The sequence below is a fragment of the Nonomuraea sp. NPDC003709 genome (genome assembly GCF_040610775.1).
GTDB classification, from domain to species: Bacteria; Actinomycetota; Actinomycetes; order Streptosporangiales; family Streptosporangiaceae; genus Nonomuraea; species Nonomuraea angiospora_A.
Window position 1 is genome coordinate 69,936 of record NZ_JBEXMW010000029.1, and the last position, 14,444, is coordinate 84,379.

Annotated in this window: 15 protein-coding genes and 1 tRNA gene; 7 read left to right on the forward strand and 9 right to left on the reverse strand. The window is 68.4% G+C overall.

Features of this window, described 5'->3' with window-relative positions:
• Window positions 1-18: 18 nt before the first annotated feature.
• A tRNA-Sec gene (locus ABZX61_RS54740) sits at window positions 19-112 on the reverse strand.
• Between the two features lie 18 nt (window positions 113-130).
• Here ABZX61_RS54740 and selD point away from each other — a divergent pair.
• On the forward strand, window positions 131-1,132 hold the full coding sequence (selD, locus tag ABZX61_RS54745) for a selenide, water dikinase SelD (protein WP_355208311.1): 1,002 nt from the start codon (window positions 131-133) through the stop codon (window positions 1,130-1,132).
• Between the two features lie 382 nt (window positions 1,133-1,514).
• On the opposite strand, the gene ABZX61_RS54750 is transcribed toward selD, so the two are convergent.
• A complete protein-coding gene (locus ABZX61_RS54750) occupies window positions 1,515-2,597 on the reverse strand; it encodes a DUF6262 family protein (RefSeq protein WP_355208457.1) in 1,083 nt (360 codons plus the stop codon).
• Window positions 2,598-2,637: 40 nt separating this feature from the next.
• Entirely contained in the window at window positions 2,638-3,099 is a 462-nt protein-coding gene (locus tag ABZX61_RS54755; RefSeq protein ID WP_355208313.1) for a hypothetical protein, read from the reverse strand.
• A 323-nt stretch (window positions 3,100-3,422) separates the two neighbouring features.
• On the opposite strand from ABZX61_RS54755, the gene ABZX61_RS54760 reads away from it, so the two are divergent.
• The gene (locus ABZX61_RS54760) at window positions 3,423-4,787 is read left to right on the forward strand and encodes an LCP family protein (RefSeq protein WP_355208316.1); all 1,365 of its coding nucleotides are present in this window, start codon (window positions 3,423-3,425) and stop codon (window positions 4,785-4,787) included.
• 320 nt (window positions 4,788-5,107) lie between these two features.
• On the opposite strand, the gene ABZX61_RS54765 is transcribed toward ABZX61_RS54760, so the two are convergent.
• A complete protein-coding gene (locus ABZX61_RS54765; RefSeq protein ID WP_355208319.1) occupies window positions 5,108-5,374 on the reverse strand; it encodes a hypothetical protein in 267 nt (88 codons plus the stop codon).
• A 139-nt stretch (window positions 5,375-5,513) separates the two neighbouring features.
• Here ABZX61_RS54765 and ABZX61_RS54770 point away from each other — a divergent pair, with 139 nt between their 5' ends.
• A complete protein-coding gene (locus ABZX61_RS54770; RefSeq protein WP_355208322.1) occupies window positions 5,514-6,854 on the forward strand; it encodes a hemolysin family protein in 1,341 nt (446 codons plus the stop codon).
• Window positions 6,851-7,864: a hemolysin family protein gene (locus ABZX61_RS54775; RefSeq protein ID WP_355208325.1), complete on the forward strand. Its 1,014-nt coding sequence runs from the start codon at window positions 6,851-6,853 to the stop codon at window positions 7,862-7,864. The genes ABZX61_RS54770 and ABZX61_RS54775 overlap by 4 nt, the downstream gene beginning before the upstream one ends.
• 117 nt (window positions 7,865-7,981) lie before the next feature.
• Here ABZX61_RS54775 and ABZX61_RS54780 read toward each other — a convergent pair whose 3' ends face one another.
• Window positions 7,982-8,161 (reverse strand): hypothetical protein, encoded by a 180-nt coding sequence (locus ABZX61_RS54780; RefSeq protein WP_355208328.1) that lies wholly within the window; start codon window positions 8,159-8,161, stop codon window positions 7,982-7,984.
• A gap of 460 nt (window positions 8,162-8,621) precedes the next feature.
• On the opposite strand from ABZX61_RS54780, the gene ABZX61_RS54785 reads away from it, so the two are divergent.
• The gene (locus ABZX61_RS54785) at window positions 8,622-10,247 is read left to right on the forward strand and encodes an AbfB domain-containing protein (protein ID WP_355208331.1); all 1,626 of its coding nucleotides are present in this window, start codon (window positions 8,622-8,624) and stop codon (window positions 10,245-10,247) included.
• Window positions 10,248-10,433: 186 nt separating this feature from the next.
• Here the strand turns inward: ABZX61_RS54785 and ABZX61_RS54790 are convergent, their stop codons facing one another.
• From ABZX61_RS54790 to ABZX61_RS54800, 3 genes are read right to left on the reverse strand one after another with little or no spacing between them, the layout of a single operon-like run.
• A complete protein-coding gene (locus ABZX61_RS54790) occupies window positions 10,434-10,940 on the reverse strand; it encodes a nuclear transport factor 2 family protein (protein WP_355208334.1) in 507 nt (168 codons plus the stop codon).
• Window positions 10,941-10,996: 56 nt separating this feature from the next.
• Complete coding sequence (locus tag ABZX61_RS54795; RefSeq protein ID WP_355208336.1) at window positions 10,997-11,623, reverse strand: SDR family oxidoreductase; 627 nt, start codon at window positions 11,621-11,623, stop codon at window positions 10,997-10,999.
• Window positions 11,620-12,384: an SGNH/GDSL hydrolase family protein gene (locus ABZX61_RS54800; protein ID WP_355208339.1), complete on the reverse strand. Its 765-nt coding sequence runs from the start codon at window positions 12,382-12,384 to the stop codon at window positions 11,620-11,622. The genes ABZX61_RS54795 and ABZX61_RS54800 overlap by 4 nt, the downstream gene beginning before the upstream one ends.
• A gap of 73 nt (window positions 12,385-12,457) precedes the next feature.
• Between ABZX61_RS54800 and ABZX61_RS54805 the strand changes: the two genes are divergently transcribed.
• Window positions 12,458-12,937: a MarR family transcriptional regulator gene (locus ABZX61_RS54805; protein ID WP_355208342.1), complete on the forward strand. Its 480-nt coding sequence runs from the start codon at window positions 12,458-12,460 to the stop codon at window positions 12,935-12,937.
• Between the two features lie 103 nt (window positions 12,938-13,040).
• Window positions 13,041-13,556: a hypothetical protein gene (locus tag ABZX61_RS54810; RefSeq protein ID WP_355208345.1), complete on the forward strand. Its 516-nt coding sequence runs from the start codon at window positions 13,041-13,043 to the stop codon at window positions 13,554-13,556.
• A gap of 148 nt (window positions 13,557-13,704) precedes the next feature.
• Here the strand turns inward: ABZX61_RS54810 and ABZX61_RS54815 are convergent, their stop codons facing one another.
• Window positions 13,705-14,121 (reverse strand): spore-associated protein A, encoded by a 417-nt coding sequence (locus tag ABZX61_RS54815; RefSeq protein WP_355208348.1) that lies wholly within the window; start codon window positions 14,119-14,121, stop codon window positions 13,705-13,707.
• Window positions 14,122-14,444: the final 323 nt, after the last annotated feature.

Consider the following 14,444-nt stretch of genomic DNA (forward strand, 5'->3'; position numbering starts at 1 on the left):
TCCCCCGCTGCTCGATGAGCGGAGGCGGACGGGAATCGAACCCGCCGCGCTGAGATCCTCAACGCCACTGGTTTTGAAGACCAGGAGGGCCACCAGGCACCTAAACGCCTCCAGAGGTGATCATAGTTTCATGACAGAGTTCAGACTGACGCAGTACGGCACCGGCGGTGGTTGTAGCTGCAAGATACCCCCCAACGAGCTGGAGACGCTGGTGGCCGGGTTCGCCCGCACCGGCTCCGGCGGATCCCCGGCGGGGGACTTACTCGTGGGCATCGACCACGGGGACGACGCGGCCGTGGTCCAGGTGCCGGGTGACCCGTACGCCATGGTGGCGACAACCGACTTCTTCCCTCCTGTCGTCGACGACGCCTACGACTTCGGCCGGATCGCCGCCACCAACGCGCTGTCCGACGTGTACGCCGTCGGCGGCGAGCCGGTCATGGCGCTCAACCTGCTCGGCTGGCCTCGCGGGGTCCTGCCCCTCGAACTGGCTCGCGAGGTGCTGCGCGGCGGCTTCGCCGTCACCCAGGCCGCCGACTGCCATCTCGCGGGCGGTCACAGCATCGACGACCCGCACCCCAAGTACGGCCTCGCCGTCACCGGCCGCGCCCACCCCGACCGCCTGCTGCGCGTGGACGCCGGCGCGCCGGGTGTCCCGCTCACCCTCACGAAGCCGCTCGGCGTCGGAGTGCTGAACACCCGGCACAAGGCCACCGGTGAGGTGTTCGCCGAGGCGGTCGCCGTGATGACGACGCTCAACCGTGACGCCGCCCGCGCGGCCGTGGCGTCGGGGGCGCGCTGCGCCACCGACGTCACCGGCTTCGGCCTGCTGGGCCACCTGTACAAGCTCGCCCGCGCGAGCGGGGTCACCGCCGTCATCAACAGCGGCGCGATACCGTACGTCGCGGGCGCCCGTGAGGCCGTCCGTGACGGATACGTCAGCGGCGGCTCCCGCAGGAACCTGGACTGGGTGGCGCCCCACTGCGACTTCGGTGACGTTCCAGAAGACGAACGCCTGCTACTGGCCGATGCGCAGACCTCGGGCGGGCTGCTCGTCGCCGGAGAGATCCCGGGCCACCCGATCATCGGCGAGCTCGTTCCCCGCGCCGAGTCGGTGCTGATCGTGAAATAGACCGGTCCGCCGGGCGGCGCCGCGGCGTCAGGTCGGACGGCCGAAGCCGGATCGAGCCGGTCGCGCCGGCCTGGCGCCTACCGCTGAGCTTATTTTCCTACCTGGTTCAAGAGTCGTACGAAGACGCGAACGCGGGCGTCCGTAACCACCCTACTCAACGCTTCAACTAAACAGACCTTAGAGGCCATACCAGACAGAACCTTCATTTAGTCCGGCATGGAGCTAGACAGAAGGATGCACAAACCACTTCAGCTGCTGCCTGCGCTCCGGTACACAAGCTGCCGACGCAGCTCCAGGTTCTCGCCATGGGCGCATTCCAGAGCCTCGCGCAGCGCGGCGATCTGCCCCCGGTGAGCACGCTTCAGCCGCGCGATCTCCGCCGTCAGAACGGCACAACCTGGTCACTGTCCGCCTTCTCGGACGCTGTGCGATCCAGAGCGTTTGGGCCTGCCGGAGCCTGCCGCACGCGCAGCTGCTCGATCCGCCGACGCAGGACGGGACGGCCGTACAGAAAGGAATGCGACACCCCGGCTTCCCGCTGCACGGCCTGAAATGTCACTGCGGCGCCGTCCCTGACAAGCCGTTTGATGGCCTCCTCGGCGGCCTTCACCTTGGTCTCGGACTTGCGCCGGGCCGCCGCGCCGAGCGCGTCGATGCGGCGTTGCCGCCGCTGCTCGGCGGCCGCGGATGGTGTCGCGGTCATGGCGCGCTCCTGCGGTGCCATCGCGGCCAGGAGCTTGACCAGGGCGTCGCGTTCGGCCGAGCGCTGGCCAAGCCAGACGTTGTCGGCCGGCATCGGCACGCCGTGGCGGACCTCGAACGCGGCCGTTGTACGTTCGATGAGCTCGTTGGTTTCGGCCAGCTGCCTCTGCAGGGAGTCGATATGGCTGCCGTCGGCGACGAAGACGCCGCAGGTGAGGCAGGCGTTGCCCTTGTCGCACTGCTGCAGCGGCGGCAGGAGGCAAAAGCCGTTGGGCAGGAAGCGGTCGGCTCGGTTGAACAGGTGCAGGCCATCGTGGTCTTCGCGGGTGAAGGCGATCAGCGTGCCATCGGCCTTGAACTTGCGGGTGGCCACGAAGGCTTGTTCGGCATGTTCGTGCCGGTGAGCGAGGTGGTGCATCGACATGGTGGGGCTGGCGTGGCCGGCATAGCGTTGCAGGACGTGGATGGGTAGACCGAGTTCGGCCAGGCGGGTCAGCCGGGTGTGCCGGAAGCGGTGCGTGTGGCTGAGATGCACTCGCCGTCCGGTGCTGTCGGTGATCTGGGCGAGGTCACTGAAAGCGGCAAGGGCTTGGTTGTAGGAAGCCCGGGGGAAGGCTTTGGTGCCGCCCGCGTTGGCCTTGCGCCGAGGGAAGAGGTAACGGGTTTCGGCACGGAGGTGCCGACGGACCCAGTCCTGCTGCTCCTCGATGAGGGCGACAACCTCGGCGTCGCCGACGAGGATCGTGTCGGGCGCCCGCCCGATCTTGCTCTGCGCGTAGTGGAAGCGCGCGACCTGCTCTCCCTCAGCTGCCTTGCCCGGCCAGCTCGTACTGCTGTCCGCTGATGGTCACCCTCACCGTCTCGTCGGCGGCGCCCAGCACCGGCAGGTACGCAGTGATGTGGGCCAAGGCGTGATCGTCGATGTAGTTGCCCTCGTTCAGGACCGGATGAGGTGGGGCCCAGGTCGCTGGGTGTGCCGGATCGAGGTGATCCCACGGTGCGGAGCCGAGAACGCGCTGGGCTTCCTCGCGGTTGTCGAGCAGGAAGGTCATGAACTCGGCGATGGCGAACAGGCCATTGTTGATCTTGATTGGGGCCACGCGGTCAGTTCGCGGGCCGCGCCCATCATGTCGGCGATTCTCCGGGACGCTGTCCCAGAGGCGGAAGGCCGCCGCCAGGCGTGCAATCTGGCTCAGATCGGTGGCCAGCGCGGAAGGGTCGGGCAACGTCTGTAACCAGTGATCGAGCCGCAGCAGCGCGTGCACACGACAAGCTCCCACTGTCTCCGCAGGGACGAGCAGGGCGGCTACTCGGATGTTCGGCTCCGTCCCGTTGTTCCGGGCCGGAGCACGGCGTATTTCCCCTGCGAGCCCTCCTCCACATCGCCAGGCAAGAAGCCACTTCGATCTATGTCGGGGTCCGCCCCGCCCCGATTTGCTAAATTCCTGGCGCAATGTGGCAAATGTTGCTTAGGGGAGGGCGGATGCGCAGATGGACTGCCCCATCCGTGATCGGCTGGACGCTCGCGTCAATCGTTGTGCCGGGTGCCGCGCACTTGCGCGCCGGGCGCAAGCGTACCGGTCTGATCATGGTGGGCATCTTCGGTGTGCTGCTGATCGGTGCCGTGGTGGCGCTGGTCAACGCCCAGGCACTGGCTGGTCTGTTGCTCGATCCGACCTGGCTGGGCGTGGTCATAGGCTTGTGCGTGGTGGGCGGGCTGGCCTGGGCCGGGGTCGTGATCAGCTCCTATGTAGTGCTGCGCCCCGGCAGGCTGGGCAGCCGGGGTCAACTCGGCACGGGCGCCGTCGCAGGCGTGCTGGCGGTGGCCGTGGCGCTGCCCTTCGGACTGATCGCCACGACCGCCCACACCTCTGACGACGCGCTCGGCGAGGTCTTCAAGTCCTCGCCGACCCGGCCGATCGATCACAAGGATCCATGGCAGGGGCGCGATCGGCTCAACATCGCGCTGCTGGGCGGCGACGGCGCGGGCTCACGCAAGGGGGTGAGCATCCGTACCGACAGCATCAACGTGGTCAGCATCAATGTCCGCACGGGCGACTCGGTGGTCTTCGCGTTGCCGCGAGAGATGGAGAACGTGCCGTTCCCGCCGGGTTCCGCGCTGGCCAAGCGGTTCCCGCCGCCGAAGAACTTCTGGCTGCCGCCGGGCCAGGGTCGCGGCTCCGCCGACCTGATCAACGGCATCTGGGCCTACGCCGACACGCACCCCGAGGTCGCCGGCCACTCCCCCAGCCGCGCCCCGGAGGCGGTCAAGGGCGCGCTCGGCCAGATCCTCGGCCTCAAGGTCGATTACTACATGCTCGTCAACATGTGGGGCGTGGCGCGCCTGATCGACGCCCTCGGCGGCGTCACCATCCATGTCGAGCAGGACATCTGCTACGGCGTGGGCCGCTCCGACGGCGGCGTGGTCAAGGCCGGCACCCGCACCCTCGACGGCACCCAGGCTCTCTGGTACGGCCGGGCCCGCGACCATCCGGGCAGCACCTGCGCGGGCGCCGACAACCACACCAGGATGCGCCGCCAGCAGTGCGTGATGAGCGCCATGCTCACCCAACTCAACCCGAGCAACGTGCTGCTGAAGTTCAACGCCCTGGCCAGGGCGGCCAAGCAGACCTTCCGCACCGACATCCCGCGTGACCTGCTGCAGGACCTGGTCCCGCTGGCTCAGCAGGTCAAGACCGCCCGGGTGTCCAAGCTGAACTTCGTTCCGCCCGCCTACAACCCGGCCTACCCGGATTATGTGCGCATCCGTAAGTCGGTGCGGGCTGCCATCGCGCGCTCCCGCGGCTCGGACAAGGTCGTCCGCGCCGAGGCCGCCTCTCCTTCCCCTGTGAGTACGGCGACCGCCACGCGCCCGCCACGTCCGCTCACCCAGCAATCCGGCCGGCTGGACACGCTGAACTCATCGTGCGTGCCCGCGAAGAAGGGAACCTAGCTACTTGCCCTGAAAAAGGCGGTGACCCTTGATCAAATAGCCGTGGATGTCAGTGAAGCGCGGGTGTGGAGGTGCCGCACCTGGCCTCAGGTCCCCGGCGCTCGCCCGCTGATGACCGTCATCCGCTGGAGGCTGTAGGCGAAGATTCCGGGCCCTGCGCCGGTTCGGGCGCCTGCGTGGTGGCAAAATCGGGTGCGGCGCGGTCCGAAGGCGCGCTTGAGATGGTTGAGTGGCGGCGAACCACGACACCCGTCTGCTCCCCAGGACCAGCGCCATGACGCCCAACGCGCACGATCCGGCCGTGATCGCACGGCCGGAGTTCACGCACGAGCTTCCCGAACAGCTACGCGGCGACGCCGGAGGTAGATCATCAGCACCAGCAGGCCGATCGCGACGATCTCGACCGTGAAGACCGCCAACGCGATCCGGTCGATCAGGTACGTGCCCGTCTCGCAGCCGATGATGATCGCAGACGAACTCCAGCCCCCGGCCGATGATCGCCAGGTTCGAGCATCGTGGTGCGGGCCATTGGGCTCGATTTCCGACAGCCAACCGGTACGTCCCGGTTGGCTACGGTAGGTACGCATCGGCTAGCGTCCATGGCAGCGCGCACGGGTGCGGGCCCCCCGCGCCATCCGGTGCCGACCGGGGCACGGCACGATGGGAAGGAACGATGACAGCGAGCCCGGGCAAGTCTCGCTGCACACCCGAAGGGGGATCGACCCGGTGAGTGTAGCTCTGGGCCTGCTGGCCATTTTCCTGCTCACCGCGGCCACCGGCTACTTCGTCGCTCAGGAGTTCGCCTACGTCAGCGCCGACCGCCTCGCCCTGTCCGCGCAGGCCGCATCGGGCGACAAGAAGGCGGCCAAGGCCGTCAAGGTGATGGAGCGGCTGTCGTTCATGCTGTCCGGGGCGCAGCTCGGCATCACCGTCACCGCACTGGTTGTCGGTTTCATCGCCCGCCCGGCGCTGGCCGAACTGATCGCGCCAGGGCTGACCGCGCTCGGCATGCCATCGGGCATGGTCGGAGCAGTGGCACTGGCGATCGGCTTCGCGCTGGCCACCGTCATCCAGATGGTGCTGGGCGAGCTCGCCCCCAAGAACCTCGCCCTGGCCAGGCCCGAGCCGCTCGCCCGCGCCCTGGCCGCCTCCACCCTGGTCTACCTGACCGTCGCGGGCCCGATCATCAAGCTGTTCGACGCCGCGGCCAACAAGCTGCTGCGCGCGGTCGGCATCGAGCCGGTCGAGGAGCTCCACCATGGCGCCACCCTGGAGGAGCTCGGCCACATCATCGGCGAGTCCGAAGCCCACGGCCACCTGCCCGGCAGCCACGCCGACGTGCTGGAGCGGGCACTGGCCTTCTCCGACCACACCGCAGAAGAGGTCATGGTCCCCCGCGTCGAGGTGATCGCCATCAGCGGCACCGCCACCGTCACCGACCTGGACCAGCTCATCGCCGCACACGGCCACACCCACTACCCCGTGCTCGGCACCACCCTCGACGACGTGATCGGCCTGGTCAGCCTGCACGACGTGGCCGCCGTCCCGGCCGACAAGGCCCACGAGACCCGCCTCGCCGACCTCGCCCACGACGTGCTCATCGTCCCCTTCTCCCTTTCGCTTCCCGACCTCGTCCAGCAGCTGCACGAGCGCGGCGAGGAGGTGGCGTGCGTCGTCGACGAGCACGGCGGCCTGGCCGGGCTGCTCACCTGGGAGGACGTGGCCGAGGAGCTCGTCGGCGAGATCGCCGACGAGAACGACCGCGCCACCCCCACAGCGGTACGCCGCGACGGCGGATGGGAGCTGGACGCCGACCTGCGCATCGACGAGATCGCCCTCGCCACCGACCTGCAACTGCCCGACGAGGACGAGTACGACACCCTCGCCGGGCTCATCCTGCACCGGCTCGGCCGCTTCGCCGCGCCCGGCGACGTCATCACCGTCGAACTGCCCGCCACCCTCGACCCCGACGCGCCCACCCACGCCCGCGTCGAGGTCCTGACCCTCAACCGGCACGTCCCCGAACGCGTCCGCCTGACCCCCTACCGCGAAGAGGAGCAGTCGTGAGCCTGTCCACCGGCCTGGTGCTGACCCTGCTCCTGCTGCTGGGCAACGGCTTCTTCGTCGCCGCCGAGTTCGCCCTGGTCGCCGCCAAGCGCCACCGCCTGGAGAAGGCTGCCGCCCAGGGCAGCAAGGCCGCGGCAGCCGCCCTGGCGGGCATCAAGGAGCTGTCGCTGATGCTCGCGGGCGCCCAGCTCGGCATCACGCTGTGCTCGCTCGGCCTCGGTGTGGTCTCCGAGCCGCTCATCGCCGGTACGCTCACCCCGCTGTTCAACGCCGTCGGCCTGCCCGAAGCTGCCGCCCACACGGTCGCCTTCGTCATCGCGCTGGCCCTCGTGACCTTCCTCCACATGGTGCTCGGCGAGATGGCGCCCAAGTCCTGGGCCATCGCCCATCCCGAACGCTCGGCCACCATCCTGGCGCTGCCGTTCCGCGGCTTCACCCTGCTGGTCCGCCCGCTGATCAGCGCGCTGAACGCCATCACCAACGGCCTGCTACGACTGTTCAAAGTCCACCCGCGTGAGGAGGGCGCCAATCCGCGCACCCCCGCACAGCTCCAGCACCTGGTGGAGGAGTCTCGTCGGCTCGGGCTCATCGAGGCCGACGACCACGCCGTGCTCAGCCAGGCCCTGCGCGCCCCGAGCACCGACATCGCCCCGCTGATCATCCCGGTGGAGAAGGTCGTCACCGTGCCCGCCACAGCGACCCCCCAGCAGGTGATCGACGTGGCCGTGCGCACCAAGCTCTCCCGCCTGATCGTCGGCCCGATCACCGACCCGGTAGGCGTGGTCCACGTACGCGACGCATACCTGGCCCACAGGCGCAACGCTGCATCGACGGCCAAGCAGCTCGCCTACCGCCTTCCGGTGCTACCGCCCGGCGTCTCGGTCGCCAAGGCGGTGGCCGGGCTACGTGAGGCGCACAGCCAGATAGCCCTGATCCGGACCGAGGCGGGCCACGTCGAGGGCCTCATCGCCCTGGACGACCTCCTGACCACCCTGCTCGTCCCCGCCTGACACCCCACGCCAAGGCGCTCAGATCACCCGCAGGAACTCATAGAGATCCAGCACCCACACCAGCAGCCATCACATGGTGTGCCGCTCGAATATCGAGTTACGTGTCCTGAGCTGCGGTTACGCAGCGTGGCGGTATTCGCTGATCATGCCCGCGACGACGGGTTTTCGGCGGATGGATCGCAGGTCGTTGAGGTCGGTCACGTCGCGGGCGGCCTGCGTTGCGGTGTCCGGGGGCCGTTGGTGCCGGGACTGGTGCGGCCGGTGCCCGTTGTAGTGGATCAGATACTCCTGGAGCACGAGGGCCAGGCGGCGTTCATTGAGGATCAGAATCCGTCCAGGAGTTCACGGCGCCCGAAAAGCGTGCAGTCGCCGGGTACCGTGCTCGATGAAGACCAGCACATACAGCCGTTTGAGCAGCAGCGTCTCGACCACCAGGAAGTCACACACGATGATCGCACGGGCCTGAGCGGTCGGGAACTGCCGCCGGATCGATACCGGCCGCGCCCAGGATCTCCCACACCCTGGAGGCCGCGATCGGGAACCCCAGCCGGGCCAACTCGCTCCGGGGACCTCGTACTCGGCGATCAGCTCAGCAAGGTGAAATGGCACAACCTATGTAAACCAGTGAGTACCAGGAGAAACCAGGCGAACGGCGATATTCTGCGCCCCCGGATGGAACGGACATCCGGAAAAGTGTTATGGGGTCGCCCCCAGCCAGTCTCCTCGGGACGAGAGATCGCCTCGCGAAAGGACTCACATGGTTCTCCACACCAGCCGACGGAGCCTGCTGAAGGCCGCGGCCGGGATCGCGGTGCTGCCGGCGCTGCCCTCCGTGGCGCGGGCGTCGTCGGCGGCGGCGGCGTTCAAGCACCCGGGGCTGCTGCACACCCAGGCGGACTTCGACCGGATCGCGGCCGCGGTGCAGGCGGGAGCGCAGCCGTACAAGAGCGGGTGGGACAAGCTCGTCGCCAACGGGCACTCCAAAAGCACGTGGAAGGCGCGCCCGCTGGAGACGGTGGTGCGCGGTGGGACCGGGCAGAATTACTCGCAGTTCTACAACGACGTGCACGCCGCCTACCAGAACGCGCTGCGCTGGAAGATCTCCGGCGAGAAGGCGCACGGCGACGCCGCCCGGGACATCCTGAACGCCTGGTCGGGCATGTTGAAGGCGATCAACGGCAACGCCGACCGGTTCCTGGCGGCGGGCATCTACGGCTACCAGTTCGCCAACGCCGCCGAGCTCCTACGCGGCTACCCAGGCTTCGACGTCGAGCGGTTCCAGAAGATGCTGCTGAACGTCTTCTACCCGGTGAACGACCGCTTCCTGCGTGAACACAACGGTGCCTGCATCACCAACTACTGGGCCAACTGGGACCTGTGCAACATGGCCTCGGTCATGGCGATCGGGCTGTTCTGCGACGACCAGGCCAAGTTCGAGCGAGCCGCCGACTACTTCAAGAACGGCAAGGGCAACGGGTCCATCATGAACGCCATCCCGTTCCTCCACCCGGGCGGTCTCGCCCAGTGGCAGGAGAGCGGGCGCGACCAGGCGCACACCGTGATGGGCATCGGTCTGATCGGCACCATCGCGGAAATGGCCTGGAACCAGGGTGTCGACCTGTACGGCTACGCCGACAACCGGATCATGAAGGCGGCCGAGTACGTCGCCAAGTACAACCTGGGCCAGGACGTGCCGTTCACCACGTACAAGTGGGGCCACGGCCAGAACTGCGCCCCCCGGGAGCAGACGGTCATCTCGAGCGCGGCGCGCGGCCAGGACCGTCCCGTGTGGGAGCTGCTCTACAACCACTACGCCAACCGACGCGGGCTGGCGTTGCCGTACACCAAGGCGTACGCCGAGCGAGTGCGGGCCGAGGGCGGTGGCGGCGACTACGGGCCGAACAGCGGCGGGTTCGACCAGCTCGGCTTCGGGACCCTGCTGTTCACCCGCGCCGCCGCCTCCGGCGGTGGCGGCGGCGGCGCGCTGCCGACCGGGGTGACACGCACCCTCCAGTCGATCAACTTCCCGAAGGAAGGGGTCGCCGTCTCAGGTGCTCTCGGCGTGCTCGGGGAGCCGGCGCCGCTGCGGATCGTGCCCGGCCTGGCCGACGCCAAGGGCTACTCGTTCATGGACGGGGACGGCCGCTACCTGCGGCACAAGGATTACCGGCTGCGGTTCGACGCCGACAACGGGACCGAGCTGTTCGAGCAGGACGCGACCTTCCTCGCCCGGCCGGCCTCGGGCGCGGGGAGGGTGCGGCTGGAGTCGCTCAACTATCCCGGCCGGTTCATCCGCCACCGCCACCACCAGCTGTGGCTCGACAAGGACCAGGACACCTCCGCCTTCCGAGCCGACAGCACCTTCAAACCTGCCGCTTCCTGATCACCTGCGCACCTCGCGCACGACGATTCATTCCCCTGGAAGAAAGCACGTGCGTTCAGCGGAACCTTGAATCTGTAACCGTCGCACGCACAGCCTGACAGAACTCCCGCCTGATCACAGAGCGTAGACAGCCCAAGACCACCAGAGCGCACGCCTATCTGGCGGTCTTCTCCCGAGCGACGGGGCTCAGCGAGGGTTCGGCAAGTAGCTCCCCAGATCCCGTGGGTCCGGACGGTCTGTGATCTGGGGAGCGCTGGCCTCTTCGACGCCGCACTCGATGAGATGGCCGAGTATCGTCGCCATCTTCTCGGTGTCCTCGACCACGTTGACACGTGTGATCTGGCCCCAGCGCAGCTCGATCGTCTGGGCGAACTCGTTGTTGAAGGGGTGGCCGGCGACCGTACCGCTGGTCCGCAGGAGCGCCACGACCCGAGTACGCCAGGGCCACCCCTTGACAAGCACATCATCAACGGTGAACCGAATATCGGTGAGCAGCCGAAACAGCCGCTCGAACCACCGACGTTGGGAATCGATGTTGTCGCGTACTCCGCCCATGGCGTTCTGGCCGACGAAGCGGTGTGTGAACGTCGGCGCGAACATCCTCAGGACGAACTCGATGTCGCGGTCGTTGAGATGACTCCAAGCGGTCCGCACCCTTCGCGCGACGATCGCGTTGTACATCACTGCCTCCATGTCGGTTCCTTGGACGATCGCGCAGAGTACTTCCTCCCGCACGTTAAAGATCAAACTTAGGAAGAGATCTCCACCGTGCGACGCAGACACGATGGGTCGTCGAGGTGGTGGAGCAGGTAGTGGGCCAGGTCGGCGCGGGACACGCTGCGGGCTCCGGACAGGTGGCCGTCGACGGAATGACGGTAGGTCCCGGTGAGCGGGCCGTCGGTGAGCATCGGCGGCCGGACGATCGTCCAGTCCAAGTCACTCTGGTGAACCAGGGCCTCCATGCGGGCCATGTCCGCGTATGGGTGTCGGTAGAGGCGCTGGATGACGTACTTGATGACCAGGCGCTGCGGCAGGGAAGTGCCGGGCGGGATCTCCAGGCCCGCCGACGACAGGCACACCAGGCGGCGGACACCGTGTTCGCTCATGGCGTCGATGATGTGGGCGGCGCCTTGGGAGTAGACGGTGGCCGGGTGGCGGCGATCGCGGGTGCCCAGGCAGGACAGTACGGCGTCATGCCCGGCGACCTCGGCCCGCCAGGTTTCCGGGTGCAGGACGTCCCCCCGGACGACGTCCCGGTGGGGCACGGCCTCCGGAGTGCGGGCGACCACGGTGACGTCGTGCCCGGCCTCCACAGCCTGGCTGAGCACGTGAGCGCCGGAGGTGCCCGGTGTCGCGCCGAACAGCAGCAGCCTCACGACGTCTCCTCTGCCAGGGCTTTGACCACGACCTCGGCCAACGCCCGCTGACCGGCGGCCGACAGGTGCAGGCCGTCGTCCTCGTGGGCGGGAGTGGTGAGAGCGACGGTCGGTTCCGGCATGTCCGCCAGGATGGAGGCGATAGCGGCCACGTCGTCGTTGGCCCAGCGCAGGCCCGCCCGCTGGAAAGGCTGGTACGCGGCGATCCGCGCCTCGTCCACAGGGGTCGGGGCGATCCAGGCCCAGCCGGCGGCGCAGGCCCCGCGCAGCAGGCGCAGGTTGCGTTCGGTCTCGCCGAGGCTGACCCGCGTGGTGTCCGAGCCGCCGAAGCGGGTGGCGTCGTTGCCGCCCAGCATGCACAGCACCCAGTCGGGCGGCTGCGCGGTCAGGGCGGGCAGACCGGCCAGGGCCTGGGTGGTGGTCTGGCCGGTGACGGCCAGGTTGACCAGGGTGATCCGGTCGTGGGGGCGGCGTAGGCCCAGCAGGTGGCGCAGGATCTCGAACCAGGACAGCAGGTCGGCGGTGGTGCTCTCGCCGACGGCCGCGACGTGCGCACCCGGTGCGAAAGGCAGCCGGTCCACCGCTTCGGCGACCTCCTGGTCGGCCAGCAGATCGGCGGCGATCTGGCGGGCCTGCTCGGCGTACTGTCCCCGGATCTGCTCGTACTCGTCGGAGGAGAGCCCGAACAGCGGACCGAGGCGATCTGCGGACAACGGGCCCAGGTAGCCCAGGACCTTCTCGGGATGCTGAAAGCGCAGCAAGCGCTCCACAATAGTTCTCTCAGGTGAACCATTCACGCTAGAGAACTATATACCATCCCGATATTGTCTCCGTATGCAGGCCACGGACCCCACCGACCACAGCGTTCCGTCAGGCGCGGCGTTCCTCCTGGCACAGGTGGGAGCGCATGCGGCCCGGCGCTTCGCCGAGCGCGTCGCCGACCTGGGTGTGGCACCCTCGGACGTCGGCGTCCTGCGCATGATCCTCATGTCCCCCGGCCGCAGCCAGCAGTCCCTGGCCGAGGAACTGGGAGTGGTGCCCAGCCGGGTCGTCACACTGCTGGACGGACTGCAGGACAAGGGCCTGGTCGAGCGCCGTCGCAACCCCGCCGACCGGCGCAACTACGCGCTCTACCTGACCGAGGAGGGCACGCGGATGATGAGCGCCGTACGCGATCTTGGGGCCACACACGAGGACGATCTCCTGGCCGCGTTGGACCCGTCCGAGCGCGCCAGGCTTGCCACAATGCTCAAGGCCGTGGCCGCCCAGCAGGGCCTCACGCCCGGAGTCCACCCCGGCTACCGGCGTCCATAGAAGGCCCTCCGCTCGCCGGGTAGCCCCGCCGGATCAGCTCGGCCGTCTTCGCGGTTGGGCAGAACGCCTGCCCGGCCAGGCCGGAGGCGACGCGCTGGCGTTGATGGCGCTCGCTTACGGTTGCGGACTGGCCGCTGGAGAGGTGGCCACCGTCCGGACCGGGCATCTGCGCCGCCTGGACTGCGGCGCGGTCGTGGTCACCGTCCCCGGCGCCGAGCGGTTGATCGTCTGCCGCGCTGCCTGGGAGGACGTCCTGGCCCGCGCCGCTATGTCCGCCGCACGAGCCGCGATGACGTCGATGAAGGAGATGCACCGCGCCACCATCTTCGAGGCCGGCAACCCCCACTCGATCGCCCGCAAGGAGTTCGCGCGAGTGGTCGATGACGGAGATCTGGTCACCTCGGCCGGTGTCACCAGCGGTCTGGAACTGGCGCTGTGGCTGACTCAACGCGCGTACGGCACGCAGATGTCGATGAACGTCGAAATGGTGCTGGAGTACGAACGCCGCGGCGTCGTCCACGAGGCGCGCCGTCGCTGGGGAGCGTCCGTCCGATTCGGCGCGAAGCCGGACGGGCTTGGGCACAGCCTCGCTTGGGTACGGGCGCCCTCATCTCGTTGAGGGTGCTGGTGACGCGCTCGATGAGGCTACGGCGGCATCAGGCGAGCCGACGCCATTCACCTGGACCTGGCGACCGGGAGTACGCCGGACACATAAGACATGCGGGCGGGACCGCTTGCGATCGTCAGCGGTCCCGCCCAGGGCATCATCAGCCGCAGTGCACACCAGACAAGAGGCGGGATTCACCCTTGACGCCCGCCTCAACATCGATGCATTTGTCGGCCGCCGAGACGTACACCGGCCCGGCGTACTCCGCATAATTCCCCTCGTCGACGTCGTTCCACCAGCCACCACCAGAAACCATGATCTTCACCGACTTCCTGGTGGTGGTACCCGCCGTGGAGCCGTAGCCGTAGGTGAGGGCACAGTTCTTGCGCGAGCTGGAGTTGTAGTGGACCTCCAGAGTGCCCACCCGCGTACCGGTCGCCGGGATGGCGTAGACGCCGACCCTGGTGTACCCACTGCCGCAAGGACCGGCCGCGCTGGCCGGCGTGGCCCCCGCCATCAGAGAGGCAGCGACCGTGGCCGCGCTTACCAGGGCAGCAAGTTTCGTGCGCATCTGCATCCTTCGTCCTTCCGAGTCTGTCGTCGTCTCAGGCGCCCCATGGGTTTCGCCGACGGGAACAATACTACATTCAACGTAGTATGGACCAGTCGATAGCCCCGCTGCCCGACAGAAGCGCGCACGACATCACCCAGCCACCCCCCGTCCGACCTGGAGCGGCGTATGGACCCTTTGGACAAGGCACCGCGTGGGCGGCGCGACCGAGCGGGGCTCTCGTTCGCGCGACCCACCGTACGGCCGCCGCCATGCCGAGTCCGGCGCCGTGTTTCCGAGCGGGACACCATGCCGGCGCGCCGCCGGTCGGCAGGGGCTCAGTGTCAGGG